Annotated in this window: 18 protein-coding genes and 1 other RNA gene; 10 read left to right on the forward strand and 9 right to left on the reverse strand. The window is 73.8% G+C overall.

Going from position 1 to position 16,802, the window contains the following annotated elements; all coding sequences use genetic code 11:
* The first annotated feature begins 75 nt into the window (after positions 1–75).
* The 4 genes from BLW86_RS26590 to BLW86_RS26605 are packed head-to-tail and all read left to right on the forward strand — an operon-like array spanning position 76 to position 4,107.
* Positions 76–894 (forward strand): Nif3-like dinuclear metal center hexameric protein, encoded by an 819-nt coding sequence (locus tag BLW86_RS26590; RefSeq protein WP_093876374.1) that lies wholly within the window; start codon positions 76–78, stop codon positions 892–894.
* Complete coding sequence (locus BLW86_RS26595) at positions 891–1,634, forward strand: zinc ribbon domain-containing protein (protein WP_256341713.1); 744 nt, start codon at positions 891–893, stop codon at positions 1,632–1,634. Before BLW86_RS26590 ends, BLW86_RS26595 begins: the two co-directional genes overlap by 4 nt.
* A complete protein-coding gene (locus BLW86_RS26600; protein WP_093876375.1) occupies positions 1,634–3,253 on the forward strand; it encodes a bifunctional RNase H/acid phosphatase in 1,620 nt (539 codons plus the stop codon). The genes BLW86_RS26595 and BLW86_RS26600 overlap by 1 nt, the downstream gene beginning before the upstream one ends.
* 47 nt (positions 3,254–3,300) lie before the next feature.
* Positions 3,301–4,107, forward strand: coding sequence for a GNAT family N-acetyltransferase (locus tag BLW86_RS26605; RefSeq protein WP_093876376.1), 807 nt, complete (start codon positions 3,301–3,303; stop codon positions 4,105–4,107).
* Here the strand turns inward: BLW86_RS26605 and eda are convergent.
* Positions 4,088–4,744, reverse strand: a complete 657-nt coding sequence (eda, locus tag BLW86_RS26610) for a bifunctional 4-hydroxy-2-oxoglutarate aldolase/2-dehydro-3-deoxy-phosphogluconate aldolase (protein WP_093876377.1) — start codon at positions 4,742–4,744, stop codon at positions 4,088–4,090. The genes BLW86_RS26605 and eda overlap by 20 nt on opposite strands.
* Positions 4,745–4,809: 65 nt before the next feature.
* Positions 4,810–5,577, reverse strand: coding sequence for a peroxide stress protein YaaA (gene yaaA / locus BLW86_RS26615; RefSeq protein ID WP_093876378.1), 768 nt, complete (start codon positions 5,575–5,577; stop codon positions 4,810–4,812).
* 169 nt (positions 5,578–5,746) lie between these two features.
* Between yaaA and BLW86_RS26620 the strand changes: the two genes are divergently transcribed.
* Entirely contained in the window at positions 5,747–7,189 is a 1,443-nt protein-coding gene (locus tag BLW86_RS26620; RefSeq protein WP_093876379.1) for an RNB domain-containing ribonuclease, read from the forward strand.
* On the opposite strand, the gene BLW86_RS26625 is transcribed toward BLW86_RS26620, so the two are convergent.
* Positions 7,134–8,072: a hypothetical protein gene (locus tag BLW86_RS26625; RefSeq protein WP_143060280.1), complete on the reverse strand. Its 939-nt coding sequence runs from the start codon at positions 8,070–8,072 to the stop codon at positions 7,134–7,136. The two genes, BLW86_RS26620 and BLW86_RS26625, sit on opposite strands and share 56 nt — an antisense overlap.
* Positions 8,069–8,851 carry a MerR family transcriptional regulator gene (locus BLW86_RS26630; RefSeq protein WP_093876381.1) on the reverse strand — a complete coding sequence of 261 codons (783 nt, stop codon included), beginning with the start codon at positions 8,849–8,851 and terminating at the stop codon, positions 8,069–8,071. The genes BLW86_RS26625 and BLW86_RS26630 overlap by 4 nt, the downstream gene beginning before the upstream one ends.
* A 105-nt stretch (positions 8,852–8,956) precedes the next feature.
* Between BLW86_RS26630 and rnpB the strand changes: the two genes are divergently transcribed.
* An RNA gene (rnpB, locus tag BLW86_RS26635) (RNase P RNA component class A) lies at positions 8,957–9,355 on the forward strand.
* Positions 9,356–9,539: 184 nt separating this feature from the next.
* On the opposite strand, the gene BLW86_RS26640 is transcribed toward rnpB, so the two are convergent.
* The 3 genes from BLW86_RS26640 to BLW86_RS26645 form a co-directional block, all read right to left on the reverse strand.
* Positions 9,540–10,283: a hypothetical protein gene (locus tag BLW86_RS26640; RefSeq protein WP_093876382.1), complete on the reverse strand. Its 744-nt coding sequence runs from the start codon at positions 10,281–10,283 to the stop codon at positions 9,540–9,542.
* A gap of 130 nt (positions 10,284–10,413) precedes the next feature.
* Entirely contained in the window at positions 10,414–10,569 is a 156-nt protein-coding gene (locus tag BLW86_RS42155; protein WP_218138021.1) for a hypothetical protein, read from the reverse strand.
* Positions 10,570–10,582: 13 nt separating this feature from the next.
* Positions 10,583–11,095 (reverse strand): DUF1203 domain-containing protein, encoded by a 513-nt coding sequence (locus BLW86_RS26645; protein WP_093876383.1) that lies wholly within the window; start codon positions 11,093–11,095, stop codon positions 10,583–10,585.
* 137 nt (positions 11,096–11,232) lie between these two features.
* On the opposite strand from BLW86_RS26645, the gene BLW86_RS26650 reads away from it, so the two are divergent.
* From BLW86_RS26650 to BLW86_RS26660, 3 genes are all read left to right on the forward strand, one after another.
* Positions 11,233–11,694 (forward strand): VOC family protein, encoded by a 462-nt coding sequence (locus BLW86_RS26650; RefSeq protein WP_093876384.1) that lies wholly within the window; start codon positions 11,233–11,235, stop codon positions 11,692–11,694.
* 84 nt (positions 11,695–11,778) lie between these two features.
* Positions 11,779–12,804: an excalibur calcium-binding domain-containing protein gene (locus BLW86_RS43335; protein ID WP_256341439.1), complete on the forward strand. Its 1,026-nt coding sequence runs from the start codon at positions 11,779–11,781 to the stop codon at positions 12,802–12,804.
* Between the two features lie 78 nt (positions 12,805–12,882).
* Complete coding sequence (locus BLW86_RS26660; protein ID WP_093878886.1) at positions 12,883–13,206, forward strand: nuclear transport factor 2-like protein; 324 nt, start codon at positions 12,883–12,885, stop codon at positions 13,204–13,206.
* A gap of 84 nt (positions 13,207–13,290) precedes the next feature.
* Here BLW86_RS26660 and BLW86_RS26665 read toward each other — a convergent pair whose 3' ends face one another.
* Positions 13,291–14,067: an SDR family oxidoreductase gene (locus BLW86_RS26665; protein WP_093876385.1), complete on the reverse strand. Its 777-nt coding sequence runs from the start codon at positions 14,065–14,067 to the stop codon at positions 13,291–13,293.
* Positions 14,068–14,169: 102 nt separating this feature from the next.
* On the opposite strand from BLW86_RS26665, the gene BLW86_RS26670 reads away from it, so the two are divergent.
* Positions 14,170–15,798 (forward strand): alkaline phosphatase D family protein, encoded by a 1,629-nt coding sequence (locus BLW86_RS26670; RefSeq protein WP_093876386.1) that lies wholly within the window; start codon positions 14,170–14,172, stop codon positions 15,796–15,798.
* On the opposite strand, the gene BLW86_RS26675 is transcribed toward BLW86_RS26670, so the two are convergent.
* Positions 15,785–16,792 carry a Gfo/Idh/MocA family protein gene (locus BLW86_RS26675; RefSeq protein ID WP_093876387.1) on the reverse strand — a complete coding sequence of 336 codons (1,008 nt, stop codon included), beginning with the start codon at positions 16,790–16,792 and terminating at the stop codon, positions 15,785–15,787. The two genes, BLW86_RS26670 and BLW86_RS26675, sit on opposite strands and share 14 nt — an antisense overlap.
* Positions 16,793–16,802 lie beyond the last annotated feature (10 nt).

The raw sequence follows: 16,802 nt of genomic DNA on the forward strand, positions 1-16,802 counted from the left end.
GTCCGGACGAGGTTGTCCACAGGCCGGGACTTCGGCCAGAGCAAGGGGGCGCGGGGGACAGGTAGCCTTTCCCTCGTGCCCCGTCTGTCTGAAGTCATCGCCGAGCTCGACGCCCTCTGGCCACCGGAGCGGGCCGAGTCGTGGGACGCCGTCGGCACCGTCTGCGGCGACCCCGACGCCGAGGTCACCCGCGTCCTCTTCGCCGTCGATCCCGTCCAGGAGATCGTCGACGAGGCCGTCGCCCTCGGCGCCGACCTGATCGTCACCCACCACCCGCTCTACCTGCGCGGTACGACGACGGTCGCGGCCGGCCACTTCAAGGGCCGCGTCGTGCACACCCTGATCAAGCAGGACATCGCCCTCCACGTCGCGCACACCAACGCCGACACCGCCGACCCCGGCGTCTCCGACGCCCTCGCCGGCGCGCTCGACCTCCGGGTCACCGGGCCCCTCGTCCCCGAGAGCAACCTCGGCCGGATCTGCGAGCTCGACCGCCCCGAGACCCTCGCCGACTTCGCCGCCCGCGCGGCGAAGCGGCTGCCCGCCACCGCGCAGGGCATCCGGGTCGCCGGCGACCCCGCCATGACCGTGCGCCGCGTCGCCGTCAGCGGCGGCTCCGGCGACAGCCTCTTCGACGCCGTACGAGCCGCGGGCGTCGACGCCTTCCTCACCGCCGACCTGCGCCACCACCCGGTCTCCGAGGCCACCCAGCACTCTCCGCTGGGCCTGGTCGACGCCGCCCACTGGGCCACCGAATGGCCCTGGTGCGAGCAGGCGGCCGCACAGCTCGACGAGATTTCCGACCGCCACGGCTGGGACCTCCGCGTCCACGTCTCGAAGACGGTCACCGACCCCTGGTCCTCCCACCACACCTCCCCTGGAGCCCCCAACTGAACGCCGCGCCCGCCGACCAGATCCGCCTCCTCGACGTCCAGGCCCTGGACGTCCGCCTCCAGCAGCTCGCCCACAAGCGCCGCTCGCTGCCCGAGCACGCCGAGATCGAGGCGCTGACCAAGGACCTCACCCAGCTGCGCGACCTGCTCGTCGCCGCGCAGACCGAGGAGAGCGACTGCGGCCGCGAGCAGACCAAGGCCGAGCAGGACGTCGACCAGGTCCGCCAGCGCGCCGCCCGCGACCAGCAGCGGCTCGACTCCGGCGCCGTCTCCTCCCCGAAGGACCTGGAGAACCTCCAGCGCGAGATCGTCTCCCTCGCCAAGCGCCAGGGCGACCTGGAGGAGATCGTCCTCGAGGTCATGGAGCGCCGCGAGGCCGTCCAGGAGCGCCTCGCCGAGCTGACCGAGCGGGTCTCCGCCGTGCAGGCCAAGACCGACGACGCCACCGCCCGGCGTGACGCCGCGCAGGCCGAGCTGGACGCCGAGTCCGCCTCCGTCGCCAAGGAGCGCGAGCTCGTCGCGGGCGCCGTCCCGGCCGACCTGATCAAGCTGTACGAGAAGCTGCGCGAGCAGCAGGGCGGCGTCGGCGCGGCCCGGCTGTACCAGCGCAAGTGCGAGGGCTGCCACATCGAGCTCAACATCACCGAGCTCAACGAGGTCCGCGCCGCCGCGGCGGACACGGTCGTCCGGTGCGAGAACTGCCGCCGGATCCTCGTCCGCACCTCGGAGTCCGGCCTGTAATGCGCGAACTCGTGGTCGAGGCGGACGGCGGATCCCGGGGCAACCCGGGGCCCGCCGGCTACGGCGCGGTCGTCCTCGACCCGGCGACGGGGGAGACCCTCGCGGAGGCCGCCGAGTACATCGGCGTGGCCACGAACAACGTCGCCGAGTACAAGGGCCTCGTGGCGGGCCTGAAGGCGGCCCGGGAACTCTTCCCGGACGCCCTCGTCCACGTCCGCATGGACTCCAAGCTGGTCGTCGAGCAGATGTCCGGCCGCTGGAAGATCAAGCACCCGGACATGAAGCCGCTCGCGGCCGAGGCCGGACGGGTCTTCCCGCCCGGTCGGGTCCGCTACGAGTGGATCCCGCGCGAGCGGAACAAGCACGCGGACCGGCTCGCGAACGAGGCGATGGACGCGGGCAAGCGGGGCCGCCAGTGGGAGCCCTCGGCCTCCACGGCGGGCCTGGACGCCGCGGCCGCCCGCAACGCCGCGACCCCGCCCCCCTCGGGCCCACCCGGCGACGCGACGGCGGGCGCGGCCAGAGCCCGAGCGGCGCTGGCGGGCAAGGCCGGGGGCGCCGGTGGGGGTACGACCGGTGGCGTTGGTACGGGTACGGGCTCGGGCGCCTGGCCGGGCGCGGTGTCGCGCCCGACGGCCCCGGACACCGCCCCGGACGACGGCCTGTTCGCCGCGGAGGAGGCCGTCGCGGCCTCGGTGGCCTCCGGCGACTTCGAGGCCGAGGCGGGCGCCCTGGCCCCGACGGGCCACGCGGCCCGCGCCGGGCTCCGGGATGCGAACGCAGGGACCACCGAGACCGACACGCCCCCGGCCGGCGCCGCTCCGGCCCCCCTGGGTCCCGCAGGGGCGCCGTCGGCGAGCGCCGCGCCCTCGCAGGCCGGCGCCGCTCCGGCCCGGTCCGGTCTCGCGGCGACGCCCCCGGCGGGCAGCGCGCTCGCGCAGGGCGGCGCCGCAGGCGCACCCGCCCCCCGCCAAGGCTGGACCGGTCCCGACATGGGGGCGCCCGCGACGTTCGTGTTGTTGCGGCACGGGGAGACCGCGCTCACGCCCGAGAAGCGGTTCTCGGGGAGCGGTGGCGGCGACCCCGAGCTGTCGGCGGCCGGGCTGCGGCAGGCCGAGGCCGTCGCCGAGGCGCTCGCCGCGCGCGGCACCGTCCAGGAGATCGTCAGCTCGCCGCTCGCCCGCTGCCGCCGGACCGCCGAGGTCGTCGCCGCCCGGCTCGGTCTGGACGTGCGGATCGAGCAGGGCCTGCGGGAGACCGACTTCGGCGCCTGGGAGGGCCTGACGTTCGGCGAGGTCCGCGAGCGGTACCCGGAGGACCTCGACGCCTGGCTGGCCTCGCCGAAGGCCGCGCCGACCGGCGGGGGCGAGAGCTTCGCGACCGTCGCCCGGCGCGTCGCCGCGACCCGGGACCGGCTGACCGCCGCGTACGCGGGCCGTACGGTCCTCCTGGTCACCCACGTCACGCCGATCAAGACCCTGATCCGGCTCGCGCTCGGCGCCCCGCCGGAGTCGCTGTTCCGGATGGAGCTGTCGGCCGCCTCGATCTCGGCCGTGGCCTACTACGCCGACGGCAACGCCTCCGTACGGCTCCTCAACGACACCTCGCACCTGAGGTAGCGCAAACCGCTGGCGCCGGCGCCCGGCCCCGTACCACCATCACCCGCATGACGTGGTCCTTCACCGACAGCGCCGCCGCCTTCCGGGCCGTCGCCGCCGAGCATCTCGCCGCCGACCCCGCCCGCAACACCGCCGTGCTCACGCTCATGGACAGGGCCGGGCGGCTCGGCTGGTGGGAGGAGGCGGACGGCCGGGTCACCGGCGTCCTCGTCGTCTCGCCTCCCGGCGTGCCCGCCTTCGGCGCCATGACGGAGGAGGCGGCCCGCGCGCTCGTCCTGCCGGACGGCGAGGAGCCGACGGCGGTGCGCGGCGAGACGGCCGCCGTCGAGGCGTACGCGCGGGCCACCGGCCGTCCATGGGCGCCCACCGTCCGGATGCGGCTCTTCCGGCTCGGCGAGCTGACCCCGCCGGACCCGGCCCCGGCCGGCCGGGCACGGCTCGCCACCGCGGCCGACGTCCCGGTCGTCGCCCCCTGGACGAGGGAGTTCGCGGTGGCCGTCGGGGACGAGCCCGCCGAGGACTACACGGGCTTCCTCGCCGAGCGGATCTCCGAGGGACGGCTGTGGCTCTGGGAGGGGACCGACGGCCGCCCGGTCTCGATGGCCGCCGTCTCCCGCACGATCGAGGGACAGGCCCGCGTCCACCTCGTTCACACCCCGCCCGCCGAGCGCGGCCGGGGGTACGCGGCCGGTGTCACCGAGGCGGTCAGCCGGGCCGCGCGCGACGCCGGGGCGGCGCAGGTCCTGCTCTTCACGGACCTGGCCAACCCCACCAGCAACGCCCTCTACCAGCGCCTCGGCTACCGCCCCGTCACCGACCACCTCGGCGTGACGTTCACCGGGCTCCCGCGCTGACCGGCGCCCGCAGCGCCGCCGCGCCGCGCGCGAGGGACTCCACGCGCCCCCAGTCGCGGGCGGCGAGCGCGGCGGGCGGCAGCATCCACGTACCGCCGACGCAGCCGACGTTCGGCAGGGCGAGGTAGGCGGGGGCGGAGCCGGGGGAGATGCCGCCCGTGGGGCAGAAGCGGGCCCGGGGAAGCGGGCCCGCGAGGGACTTCAGGTACGGGACGCCGCCCGCCGCCTCGGCCGGGAAGAACTTCATGTCCTCGACCCCGCGTTCGACGAGGGCCACGACCTCCGAGGCCGTCGACACCCCCGGCAGGAACGGCACGCCGGAGTCCCGCATCGCGCCGAGCAGCCGCTCCGTCCACCCGGGGCTGACCAGGAACCGCGCCCCCGCGTCCACCGCGTCCGCGACCCCGGCCGCCGAGACGACGGTGCCCGCGCCGACGACCGCCTCCGGCACCTCGGCCGCGATCGCGCGGACGGCGTCGAGCGCGGCGGGGGTGCGCAGGGTGACCTCGATCAGCGGCAGCCCGCCGGCCACCAGGGCCCGCGCCAGGGGCACGGCGTCGGCGGCGTCCTCGATCACGACGACGGGGACGACGGGGACGTCACGGGCCCCGGGGGCAAGGCCGAACACGCTCGTCATGGGCGTCATCCTGCCCAGGGCGAGCGTCACCCGCAACGAGCGTTGCGGAGCGTGCAACGGTGACGCTAGTGGATCTCGTCCACGAGCACGTCGAGCGCCCCCGCCTTGCCGCCCTCCTCCACCACGTACCGCAGATCGCGCAGCGCCTCCACCAGCTCCGCCGGCGAACCGGGCTCCGCGCCCGCCTCCAGGAGGCTCCGCACGATCCGGCCCTTCGTCGCCTTGTTGAAGTGGCTGACCACCTTCCGGGTCGGCGCGTGCAGCACCCGCACCGTCGCCGTCCGGGCCGCCACCTCGCCCTTCGGCTTCCACGCCGACGCGTACGCCGACGAACGCAGGTCCAGGACGAGGCCGTCCCCGGCCGCCTCCGGCAGCACCGAGGCCATCGCCCCCCGCCAGTGCGCGCCGAGCGCCCCGAGCCCGGGCAGCTTCACCCCCATCGAGCAGCGGTACGACGGGATCCGGTCCGTCACCCTCACCGCGCCCCACAGCCCCGAGAACACGAGCAGCGAGCTCCCCGCCCGCTCCCGGGCCGCCGCGTCCAGGGACGCCAGACCCAGCGCGTCGTACAGCACGCCCGTGTAGATCTCCCCGGCCGGACGCGCGCCCGCCGTCCGCAGCTCCGCGTTCTTCGCGACCTCGCCGCGCAGCCCCTCGCTCAGGCCGAGGACCTCGCGCGCCTTCTCCTCGTCGGCGGCGCACAGCTCGACCAGCTCGTCCAGGACCGCCGCCCGCGCCTCCGCGAGCCCCGGCAGGGACAGCGACTCCGGCTTGAGCGGCGCCCCGCGCCCCGAGGAGGCCTTGCCTTCGGAGGGCGGCAACAGCACGAGCACGGTGGTTCTCCTTCGTCCGTACGGGGATGGGGGTGCGGCCCCGACGGTCCAGCGTACGAGGTCCCGACCCCGGCCCCGCCCCCGTACGAGGCCCTGACCCCCGCCCCGCCCCCGTACGAGCTCCCTCGTACGAGGTGCCGCACCCTGCCTCAGCTCATACGCTCGGTCCATGCCCCGCCGCCACCTCCACGTGACCGGCGCAGCCGAGGCTCCGCTGCGGGCCGCCCTGCGCGCACTCCGTACCGAGCTCGCGATCCCCGAGGCCTTCCCGCCCGCCGTCCTCGCCGAGGCCGAAGCCGCCGCGAAGAACCCCCGGCTCCCCTCGTACGACGCCACCGACCTGCCGTTCCTCACGATCGACCCGCCCGGCTCCACCGACCTCGACCAGGCCATGCACCTGGCCCGCCGGGCCGACGGCGGCTACCGGGTGCACTACGCCATCGCCGACGTCGCCGCCTTCGTCACCCCCGGCGGAGCGATCGACGCCGAGGCCCACCGGCGCGTCCTCACCCTCTACTTCCCCGACGGCAAGGTCCCCCTCCACCCTCCGGTCCTCTCCGAGGGCGCCGCCAGCCTGCTCCCCGGCGAACCCCGCCCCGCCCTGCTCTGGCGCATCGACCTCGACGCCGAGGGGCGCAGGGTCGCGACCGACGTCCGCCGCGCCCTCGTCCGCAGCCGCGCCAAACTCGACTACGCGGGCGTGCAGCGGCGGATCGACGACGGGACCGCCGAGGAACCGCTCGCCCTCCTCCGGGACATCGGCCGGCTCCGCGAGGCCCTGGAAGCCGAACGCGGCGGCATCTCCCTCAACGTCCCCGAGCAGGAGATCGTCGAACAGGACCACACCTACACCCTCGAATACCGGGCGCCGCTCCCCGCGGACGGCTGGAACGCCCAGATCTCCCTCCTCACCGGCATGGCCGCCGCCGACCTCATGACCGCCGCCGGCACCGGCATCCTGCGCACCCTCCCCACCGCCCCCGACGGCGCCGTCGCCCGACTGCGCCGCTCCGCCCACGCCCTCGGCGTCGACTGGCCGCACCACGTCTCGTACGCGGACGTCGTCCGCTCCGCCGACCCCACGAACCCGCGCCACGCCGCCTTCCTCCAGGAGTGCACCACCCTGCTGCGCGGCGCCGGCTACACCGTCTTCACCGACGGCCACGTCCCCACCCCGGCCGTGCACGCCGCCGTCGCCGACGAGTACACCCACGCCACCGCCCCGCTGCGCCGCCTCGTCGACCGGTACGCGGGCGAGCTGTGCGTGGCGGCCGTCGCCGGGGCCGAGCCGCCCGAGTGGGTACGGGCCGCGCTGCCCGCCCTGCCCGACGAGATGGCCACCGGCGCCCGCCGCGCCAACACCGTCGAGCGCGAGAGCGTCGACATCGTCGAGGCGGCCCTCCTGAAGGAGCGGGTCGGCGAGATCTTCGACGCGTACGTCATCGACGTGAAGGAACGCGAACCGGCCGTCGGCACCGTCCACCTGGAGGACCCGGCGGTCGTCGCCCGGATCGAGGGCGGCGGGACGAGGCTCCCCCTGGGGGAGTGGCTGCGCGTCAGGCTGTCGGCAGCGGACCCGGGGACGGCGAAGGTGCTGTTCGCGCCCGCGTGAGCGCCTCGTACAGGGCCTTGGGATCGTCGGCGTGCAGACGGATCAGCCGTACGGGACGGGGCGCGCCGAGCAGCCGGGGCGCGTCGACCGGCCCGGTCAGCTCGATCGTGACGGAGGTCTGGGAGCCGACGGCGAGGTTCAGCTCGCCCTCGGCCTTCTCGTGCGAGAAGCACAGCTCACGGCGGACGGCCGCGATCCGGTCGAGCGGGACGGAGACGTCGACGTGCGCGGCCTGCCGCAGCCGGAGGACGTTCCCGGTGAGCGTGTGCGGGCGGGTCACGGAGGCGGCGTGCAGCCCCAGGACGAACAGCACGGTGTAGACGTCCAGGACGAGGAAGACCGCGTGGACGAAGGGCCACTCGTCGAGCAGGTACGACATGCCGACCGTCTCGACCAGGCACACGAACGCGAAGCCGTACATCAGCGCCGCCTGGTCCCGGCCGTGCGGGAACACCCCGTCCGCGCCCGCCACCCCGTGCCGCCGCCGCGCGACCCAGCGCCCCAGGCTCGCCATCAGGCGAAGCTCGTGCCCCACGAGCCGCAGCACGGGCCCGGGCACCAGCTCGGCCGCGACGGCCCGCCGGGAGAGCCCGCGCCTCCGCAGCCGCACCCAGACGACGCCCTCGGCGGCCGGCAGCCCCAGGACGAGCACCTCCCCCACGAGCAGCACGCCCCCGGATATCCGTACGCCCGCCAGAAGACAGACGAAGAGCACGAACCCGGCGGGCAGCGCGGCGTACGCGACCCCGCGCAGCAGCCGCAGCACCCGACCGTGCGCGGGCGCGCCGTCCGCCCGCCCCCCGGCCGTCGCGCGACCGGCGCCGCCGGCCACCGACTCCGCCACCGGACCACCCGCCCCGTCCGGCACCCGCGTACCCGTCATCGACCCGACCCCCCTCTTCCCCCTGAATCGGCGCCCTCCTCGGCCCATCCTCCCCGCACCAGCCCGAGCGCACGCCGCACCGCCGCCGACTGGGCCGGCGCCAGGTCCGCGAAGAAGGCGTCGGCGAGGCCGCCGGAGCCCTCCTCGGGCAGGTCCACGGCCATCCCGTCCGGCAGGACCGCGGCCAGGGCGCGAGCGGCCTCGTCCACCCGGGGATCGTCCGGTGCCACGTCGGCGAGGGCGTCGAGGAGCGCGTACAGCTCCCGTGCGCCGCCCGCCGCCCCGTGCATCAGCTCCATCAGCCGGGCCCGTTCCGCGTCGGGGACGACGGCGTCGAGCAGGGCCAGGACCTCCCTGTCCTTCGCCGCCATCGGGGACCCGGGCAGCTCGCCCACACCCGCGAGCAGCGCCGCCAGCTCCGGCGACACGGGCCCCTCGGCGGGCAGGCGCCCCGCCCGGGCCTCGACGAGGAGCGGGGCGAGACGCTCCCGGCGCTCCCTGATCACCGCCTCCTGCCGGGCCAGGTCGTCCGCCAGCTCCTGGAGCACCTCCACGAGTCCCCGCCCCTCGTCGTCCGCGAGCACGTCCCGCACCTCCTCGAGCCCGAGCCCCAGCTCGGTCAGCCGCCGGATCCGGGCGAGCAGCACGGCGTCCCGCACCCCGTACTCCCGGTACCCGTTGGCCCGCCGCTCCGGCTCGGGCAACAGCCCCGACTGGTGGTAGTGCCGCACGGCCCGGGGGGTGACCCCGACGAGCGCGGCGATCTCGCCGATCCGCATGCGCCCAGTAGAAACCCTGACGCTGCGACAAGGTCAAGCGATCGCTTCCGCCCGGAGACGGCCGACTTCCTCCGAATCGGCAGGTAGCATGGTCGGCACGGCAGACGAGCCGGGCGGACGGCCGCGTGGAGATCCTCGAATCTCCCCGAGGAACGTCCGGGCTCCACAGAGCAGGGTGGTGGCTAACGGCCACCCGGGGTGACCCGCGGGACAGTGCCACAGAAAACAGACCGCCGGGGACCTCGGTCCTCGGTAAGGGTGAAACGGTGGTGTAAGAGACCACCAGCGCCTGAGGTGACTCAGGCGGCTAGGTAAACCCCACTCGGAGCAAGGTCAAGAGGGGACACCCCGGTGTCCCTGCGCGGATGTTCGAGGGCTGCTCGCCCGAGTCCGCGGGTAGACCGCACGAGGCCGGCGGCAACGCCGGTCCTAGATGGATGGCCGTCGCCCCGACGACCGTGAGGTCCCGGGGCACAGAACCCGGCGTACAGCTCGGCTCGTCTGTCGGTAAGCCGGAGAAGGGCCTCTGACCAGCATCTTCCTGGTCAGAGGCCCTTCTTGTCTCTCAGGCATGCAAGGGGGCGCTCACTTTCTGTGACTGTTTCCGTGTGCTTCCCAGTGCTGTGTGGCGATCCTGTGGCGATGGTTGTCGCCTTCTGAGGCCAAGCTCAGCCTGGAGACCCGCGTCTCAGGGAACTCGCAGGAAGGCGCACGCGGGACCTTTGTCGTTGTCCACATCGCAGGGGCCCGCGCCTGCGGCGTCTTCCTTTTTATCCTGAATATTATCGCTCGTGGCAATGTAAACGGCCAGGTGGGTGAATTTACCCGGAGTGAACGGAATCGAGACCTTCTGGTCCACGACCGATTTGTCATCCGGCCTCAGGGTTCCGATGTAGAATGCCTCGGCCGGATCGAAACTGCTGAACTTCGAATCGACCAGATTCGACGGGTGGACGAAGGCCGTGAGTCGACGGTCCTTCTGGACTCCGTCGGCACGCACGTCGAAAGTCAGGGTCAAGTCGGGTCGCTTGCCCTCGATCTTCAAGTTGGTGATGGTCGCTCTCCCGCTTCCGTTCGCAGCTTCGGCTGCTCCGGCGACGGCCACGCTCATCGCGCCGATGAAGGCCGCGACGCCGAGAGCCAGTACGACCGTCTCCCATACGATTCCCTTTTCGTTCCGGGGAATGAAAAGGGCCGCGATGCTGAGGGCGAAAGCCGCGAAGGTCAGCCCCAGTGCGATCCACAGCGCATTCGAGCTGTTGTTGAGTGCAATGAATACCCGCTCGCTTCCCAGGCCGAGCCCCGTCATGACGCCGGTAACGGCAACGAATGCGCCTGCGAGGATTTTGGCGACATCGTCCAGGTGCTTGCCGGTCACTTCGGCGTCCTGCCCGCTCCGGACTTGCTTGGGGGGTGCCTCGTTGCTGCTCATGATTGCCTTCGCCGCTTTTCGGGACGGGATGTATCACCATGTCAGGCGAGCATTTCTGCTGGCTGGCGAAATACCCCAGAGCCCCTCGAAGAGGACCCGGACGGGCTAGGTGTGGACTGCCGCAGCTTGATTACAGCGGGGTCTGGGTCTTCTGTTTGAGGCGCATCTTGATCTTCATCGGGCCGAAATGGTGGTGCTGCCGGAGGTAGACGATCTTGTCGACGGTCCCCTTCGGCATGTCCGCATCCGGAGCCGTGGGGTTGCGGATGCCGTACGCGGATTCCACGTCCGCCACCAGGTCAGGGGCGGCGGACCTCGAAGTGGAAGCAGCCGTACTCGACCGCCCGGACGTGCACCAGGGCCACCTCCGGGTCGGCGAAGGCCTCGGTGAGGGCCCGGTCGAAGCCGTCGGCGGGGGTCTCCGGGAGCTCCAGGAGGCGGCCTCCGACGATCCGGCCGGCCGCGTCGTAGCGGCGCAGGACGCGGAGCGCCCCGGGGCGGGAGAAGGGGTACGTCCCCGAGGGCGCGGGGCCGCCGCAGCCCTCGGCGTGGATGAAGACGGGACCCTGCTCGTCGTACGCGCCGGGCTCGGCGCCGGTCTCGGCGGCCCAGCGGCGCAGGGGCGCGTACGAGACGAGGGCGATCCGCTCGCCGGGCGCGGAGGGGCGCAGGCAGCAGCGGAGGGGGTCGCCGCCGTCGATGGCGGTGCGGGGCGCGCAGGCGCGGCCGGCGTCGTCGGTGACGCGCAGCCGGGCGAGGGTCGCGGAGGGGATCGCGAGGGCACGGTACGCCGTGGCGGTGTGGGTGCTCATGAGGTCAGGGTGCCGGGGCGGCCCCCGTGCCGCTGGCGCAATTCGGACGGAGCGCTCCTGTCCGGTGATCCGCCGGGCGGGGCCCGGTCGGCTTCGGTACGGTCGGCTCGCGAGCCGCTACGAAGGGAGCAGTCCGAATGAGCCGCCGTTTCCAGGTCACCTTCGACGCCCACGATCCCCGCGCGCTGTCCTCCTTCTGGCGTGACGCGCTGGGGTACGTCCACCCCGGCCCGCCCGGGGTCGAACTGCCCGGGGGCGCCGACCCGTTGGCCGCCTGGGACGACTTCCTCGCGCGGATCGGCGTGCCGGAGGACCAGCGCAACTCCAGGTCCGCCATCGAGGACCCGGACGGGCAGGGCCCGCGTGTCTTCTTCCAGCAGGTGCCGGAGGAGAAGGCCGGCAAGAACCGGGTGCACCTCGACGTCCGCGCCGCCCCCGGACTGGTGGGGGACGAGCGCATGGCGGCCCTGGAGGCCGAGTGCGACCGGCTCGTCGGCCTCGGGGCGAAGCGGGTGCGCCGCTTCGAGCCCGCTCCGCCGATGAGCGGCGGCCACATCGTGATGACCGACCCCGAGGGCAACGAGTTCTGCCTGGACTGAACGTCCGACCCTGGGCGCGGGCGGCGAACCCGCAGGTCATACCCTGTGGGGCGCTGAGGCGTCATCAGGGAGGGGCGGGGTCGCGTGGGCGTGTCGCTGGACAAGGGTCCGGTTCGGGAGGAGCAGTGGTGGCGACGGCCCGGGTTCGTCGTCTTCTGTCTGTTCCTCGTGCCGCCGGCCGGCATGGTGCTGGCCTGGCGGACCCGTTGGTCGCCCGGCCGGAAGGTCCTCGCGACCGTCCTGTCCGCCGTCTGGTTCGTGGCGGTCGGCACCAGTGACCCGCCGGCGGATCGGCCCGCGGCGGCCGGCGCCCGGCCGCGGGCCACCGGCTTTCCGTCCTTCACCCCGTACACCCCGCCCACGCCCACCCCGCGCCCGATCGTGCGGCGGGTGGTCGCCGACTACACCGGCCAGAACCTGGAGACGGCGTCGAGGGCGGCGTACGAGGCGGGGTTCCGGACGCGCTCGCACGACGCCACCGAGGGCGACAAGATGCAACTCGTCGACGGCAACTGGAAGGTCTGCTTCCAGGAGCCGGCCGCCGGGGAGACCGCCACGACCGAGCAGGGGCGGCGGAGCCGGATCGAGTTCGCCGTCGTCGAGAAGGGCAGCCCCTGCCCGGCGCGGGACGGCGAGGCCGTCGTCTTCCCCAAGGTGCCGAACGTCGTCGGCAAGACCTTCGAGACCGGCTCCGCGATCCTCCGGAAGAAGGGCCTGACCGAGATCCGGGGCGCCGGCGCCTACACGGACGTCGACCTGGCGGCCGGTCACGACGACTGGCGGATCTGCTTCCAGGACCCGGAGGCGGGCGAGGACGTCGAGGACCCGCGGTACATGTCCGTCCGTCTCTCCCTCGCCCGCCCCGGCCTCTCCTGCCCGAGCGAGGACTACGCCCGGCTGCACCCGGATCCCGACCCGGACCGCGACGGCAGCGGCAGCGGCTCGGGAGGCTCCGGCTCGGGTTCCGGCGGATCCGACGGCGGCCTCGCCTACTACAAGAACTGCGACGCCGTCCGCGCCGCCGGCAAGGCCCCCATCTACCGGGGCCAGCCCGGCTACCGCTCCGGCCTCGACCGGGACGGCGACGGCAAGGCCTGCGACTGGTCCTGACGGACCGGCACCGCTGTTGGGGGGACCTCACGGCCCGGATGAACGGTCAGGGGGGTCCCACGGGTGTACGGGTGGGGCATGACGATTTCCGTGAGCAAGCTCAGCGACCCGGCCGTGCGTGCCTTCGTCACGGCTCTCAACGCCCACGACGAGGCCGCCCTCTTCGAGGCCCTGACGCCCGATGTGACCATGTCCGACGACGGCTCCGACCGCGATGTGCGGCAGTGGCTCGACAGGGAGGTGTTCGCCTCGCGCGGGCACATGGACGTCGAGAGCGAGGCGGACGGCGGGCTCGCGCTCGTCGCCGGCTACCGCAACGACACCTGGGGCGAGATGCGCACCAAGTGGCGGTTCACCGTCGACGGCGGCAAGATCTCCCGGTTCGAGACCGGGCAGGCCTGACGTCCCTCCGGCCGGGGGTGGGTCTCCCCCCTCCCGGCCGGTGTGGGGCACGGGGTCGACTCCGGCCGACCTGCGGTACGGGGGTCAGCCCCGCCCGATGTACGGCATCGTCGTCGCCATCACCGTCGCGAACTGCACGTTCGCCTCCAGCGGCAGCCCCGCCATGTGCACCACCGTCGCCGCCACGTCCGCCGCGTCCATCACCGGCTCCGCCGCCAGCTCGCCGTTGGCCTGGAGGATGCCGGTCTGCATGCGGGCCGTCATCTCCGTCGCCGCGTTGCCGATGTCGAGCTGACCGCAGGCGATCCGGTACGGCCGTCCGTCGAGGGACAGGGACTTCGTCAGGCCCGTCATCGCGTGCTTCGTCGCCGTGTACGCGATCGAGTGCGGGCGCGGCACGTGCGCGGAGATCGAGCCGTTGTTGATGATCCGGCCGCCCTGCGGGGCCTGCTCCTTCATGGTCCGGAAGGCCGCCTGGGCGCAGAGGAACGAGCCCGTCAGGTTCACGTCGACGACCGCGCGCCAGGTCGCCGGGTCCAGGTCCTCGACGGGGACGCCGCCGCCCGCGAACGTACCGGCGTTGTTGAAGAGCAGGTCGACCCGGCCCCAGTGGTCCCGTACCGACGCGAAGAGGTCCGCGACCTGCTGCTCCGAGGTCACGTCCGTCGGGACGGGCAGGAAGTCGCCCGTCGGGAGGGCCGCCGCCGTCTCCTCCAGGGCCTCCGCCCTGCGGCCCGCGAGGGCCACCGACCAGCCGGCCGCCGCGAGGGCCAGCGCCACGCTCCGGCCGATGCCCGAACCGGCTCCCGTCACCACTGCGATGCTCATGGGCGCGCAGCGTACGCGAGACGCGTGCCCCATGAACTCATCCGTCCGACACGTGGATGTTCTGTACTCGACAATGAGAGGTCGTTCCCTCCCCTTCGAATGACGGACGGACAGCATCCGTCTGGGGAGGGGCTCATGACCCACGCACAGCACTCCGAGGAACTCCGCGCCGCCGCACGTCACTTCGGGCGCCGGCGGTTCCTCACCGTCACCGGCGCCGCCGCCGCGCTCGCCTTCGCCACCCAGTTGCCCGCGGCCGGTGCCGCGGCCGCCGCCGAGCTCGACGGCCGGCGTGTCACGGAGGACCCGTTCACCCTCGGCGTGGCCTCGGGCGACCCGCTGCCGGGCTCCGTACTCCTCTGGACGCGGCTCGCGCCCCGTCCCTTCGAGCCCGAGGGCGGCCTGCCCGCCGAGCGGGTCTCCGTGCGGTGGGAGCTCGCCCGCGACGAGCGGTTCACCCGGATCGTCCGGCGCGGCCGGGCCACCGCGCACCCCGAGTTCCGGCACACCGTCCACGTCGAGGTCGACCACCTCGACTCCGACCGCGTGTTCTTCTACCGCTTCAGGGTCGGCGAGTGGGTCAGCCCGGTGGGGCGGACCCGCACCGCCCCGGCCCCCGGCGCGCGGAACACCGCCTTGAAGCTCGCCGCCGTCTCCTGCCAGGCCTACCACGACGGGTACTTCACGGCCTACGGCCACCTCGCCCAGGAGGACGTCGACGTCGTCTTCCACCTCGGCGACTACCTGTACGAGTACGCCGTCAACGCCACCGGTGGCGCCCGCGCCTACACCGACCGCGCCCTCCCGGCGGTCTTCAACCGCGAGACGCTCACCCTGGAGGACTACCGGCTCCGCTACGCGCTCTACAAGTCGGACCCCGACCTGCGCGCCGCGCACGCCGCCCACCCCTTCGTCGTCACCTGGGACGACCACGAGACCGAGAACAACTACGCGGGCGACATCCCCGAGAACGGCGTCCCGCCGGAGGAGTTCCTGCTCCGGCGCGCCGCCGCCTACCGCGCCTACTGGGAGCACCAGCCGCTGCGCCGCCCGCAGCAGCCCCAGGGCCCCGACATGAGGATGTACCGGCGGCTGGGCTTCGGGCGGCTCGCCCAGTTCGACATCCTCGACACCCGCCAGTACCGCTCCGACCAGGCGTACGGGGACGGCTGGCACGCCCCGGGCCCCGAGTCCGACGACCCGGCGCGCACCCTGACCGGCGCCGCCCAGGAGCGCTGGCTGCTCGACGGCTGGCGCGACTCCACCGCCCGGTGGAACGTGCTCCCGCAGCAGGTCGTCTTCGCCGAGCGCCGCGACCGGCCCACCGCCGACTACACGGTCTCCATGGACGCCTGGGACGGCTACACGGCGTCCCGGCGGCGGATCCTCGCGGGCGCCGAGGCCGCCGGCGTCGAGAACCTGATGGTGCTCACCGGTGACGTCCACGTCGGCATCGGCCTCGACATCAAGGCCGACTTCGGCGACCCGGCCTCCCGGACCGTCGGCACCGAGATCGTCGCCACCTCGATCGCCAGCGGCAAGAACGGTGCCGACAAGCCGTCCAACCACGACCGGATCATCCAGGCCAACCCGCACGTGAAGCTCTACAACGGGCGGCGCGGCTACGCGACCGTGGAGCTCGGCACGGACAGCGCCCGCGCCGACTTCCGCACCGTCCCCTACGTGACGACCCCGGGCGCCCCGATCGTCACGGCCGGCTCCCTCGTCACGGAGGCCGGCAACCCGGGCCTCACGCCTGCCTGACCAGTACTTCCTGCGGATAGCGGACGCCGACGCGGTCCCGGACCGCGTCGAGCGTCCGCATCACCGCGAGCGAGCCGTCCAGGGGGACGAGCGGGGACTCCGTCCGGCCGGCTCGCAGACAGCGCATCACCTCCGCCGCCTCGTGCCGCAGCGAGTGCGGGTCGTCCTCGTTCACGTACTCCTCCGGTTCCGCGCCGTTGCGCAGCAGCGTGAACCGCTCGGGGAAGAAGAAGCCGCGCGGGACGTCGATCCGGCCCTCCGTGCCCGTCACCGAGGCCGTCAGCGGGGTGTCCGCCTCCAGCGAGCAGGACAGCAGGGCCGAGGCGCCCGAGTCCCAGCCCAGCAGCATGCCCGTGTTCAGGTCGACGCCCTCCGGCGAGATCCGCGCGTGCGCCTGGACCGTGGACGGTTCGCCGAGCAGCAGCTGCGCGAACGACACCGGGTACACCCCCAGGTCGAGCAGCGCCCCGCCACCCACCGCCGGGTCCCGCAGCCGGTGGCCGGCGTCGAAGGGACCCGCGATCCCGAAGTCGGCCTGGACGGTGCGGACCTCGCCGATCGCGCCGTCGAGCACGAGCTCGGCGATCCGCCGGACCAGCGGGTTGCAGTACATCCACATGGCCTCCATCAGGAAGAGGCCGCGGTCCCGGGAGAGCGTGACGAGTTCCTCCGCCTCGCGGGCGTTGAGCGTGAGAGCCTTCTCGCAGAGCACCGCCTTCCCCGCCTCCAGGGCGAGGCCGGCCGCCGTCCGGTGCGCGTGATGCGGGGTCGCCACGTACACCACGTCGACGTCCTCGTCGGCGAGGAGCCCGGCCCATTCCCCGTACGCCCGCGGAATCCCGAACCGGTCCGCGAAGGCCTTCGCCGACGCCTCCGTACGGGACGCCACCGCGACGACCTTGGCGCCGTCGAGCGTCGACAGGTCCCTGGTGAACCGTTCCGCTATGCCGCCCGTCGCCAGGATCCCCCAGCGCACCGTCCTGTTCGCGTCCATCCCCACCCCA

The organism is Streptomyces sp. TLI_105 (assembly GCF_900105415.1).
In the GTDB taxonomy this organism is placed as follows: Bacteria; Actinomycetota; Actinomycetes; order Streptomycetales; family Streptomycetaceae; genus Streptomyces.